Origin of the sequence: Micromonospora sp. ALFpr18c, assembly GCF_008868155.1 — a bacterium.
Lineage (GTDB): Bacteria > Actinomycetota > Actinomycetes > Mycobacteriales > Micromonosporaceae > Micromonospora.
In genome coordinates this window covers 1-1,227 of sequence record NZ_WBKR01000403.1, presented here as the reverse complement: position 1 = coordinate 1,227, position 1,227 = coordinate 1, and the positions used below count along the sequence as shown (strand labels likewise).

At 68.2% G+C, this 1,227-nt stretch carries 1 protein-coding gene; it reads right to left on the bottom strand.

Annotated elements, in window-relative coordinates:
• Positions 1–181: 181 nt before the first annotated feature.
• Positions 182–868, bottom strand: a complete 687-nt coding sequence (locus F8271_RS31415; RefSeq protein WP_151493395.1) for a DUF4191 domain-containing protein — start codon at positions 866–868, stop codon at positions 182–184.
• Positions 869–1,227: the final 359 nt, after the last annotated feature.

Sequence of the window (1,227 nt, the reverse complement as noted above, 5' to 3'; positions counted from 1 at the left end):
CCTGCGACCCCCTTCGCGACCTGCGGGCCCCCGTGTCCCGGACCCCGCAAGATCGCGCTCGATCCAGGATGTAGTGGCATAGCCCGCGCGCGAGCCCACTAGATCCAGGATCGAGCACGATCATGGCCGGGCCGAGGCCGACCCGGGCGGGACCGGCTCTTCTCGGCGTACGTCGAAGGGGTCAGCGGCCCCGCGACTGGCGGAACGCGCCTGGCGGCCGCATGTTCTTCGGGATCGCGCCCTTGGGCATCTGCGGACGGGCGGTGAGCGCCTTGAGTCGCTTGTCCAGCGAGTTGACGTCCTTGCCGGAGAGGGCGCGGGGCAGGCGCAGCAGCGTCGTGCGCAGTTTGCGGATGGGCAGTTCGCCCTCGTCCTGGCCGATCACGTAGTCGTGCAGGGGGGCGGAGCCGATCACCTTCGACAGCCGCCGCTTCTCCTGCCCGAGCAGGCCACGCACCCGCTGCGGGTTGCCCTCGGCCAGCAGGATCACGCCCGGCCGGCCGATCACCAGGTGGACCATGTCCATCTGGGTGGTGGAGCTGACCGCGGGGGTCACCCGCCAGTCACCGCGCATGTTCTCCATGATCTGCGCCGCCGCGCCGGGCTGCCCCTCGGCGGCGTTCATCATCGCCTTGTTGGACCGCAGGTTCAGCACGATCAGCACCGCGAGCAGGGCGAACAGGATGCCCAGCGGCAGCCAGATCCAGCCCCAGAGGATGACCGCGACCACGGTGAGGGCGAGCGGGAGCAGCACCGCGGCGGCGACCAGCGGCGCGAACCACCGGTCCTGCTTGGCGGTGAACTGGAACACCATCCCGATCTGCTTCAGCCGCTGGCCGAACGAGACCTTCTCCTGGGGCTTTGCCATGCCGCAGAGTCTAGTGGGCCCCGTCGCCCGAGTTGACCCGCGTCCGGGTGCCGCCCGTCCGCCCCGCTGCTGACCGGCCTAGCGTAGACCACTTGGCGCTGCTCGGGCAGGCCGCGAAGCGGCGGTCACTGCAAGTGACTGCAGCCAGGTGATCGTCCTGACCGGTGCGGACTGGCCGACCTCCGCTATTCAGAGTAGATAGCGGGTATCGAGGGTGATCAAGGAAAGGTGCACCCGACCTGCAAGGATGTGGTTGTCTACGCCATGTCCTTTGTAGAAGCGGGTGCACCTTTCTGGTGAGCAAGTCTATCGGGTGGGATGACCGGCTGTCGGTGACGGCCACAGATAAGAACCTCGTC

Bases quoted from the DNA above. Each gene is read 5' to 3' on its own strand.
- F8271_RS31415 (WP_151493395.1), bottom strand. From the start codon at position 868: ATGGCAAAGCCCCAGGAGAAGGTCTCGTTCGGCCAGCGGCTGAAGCAG.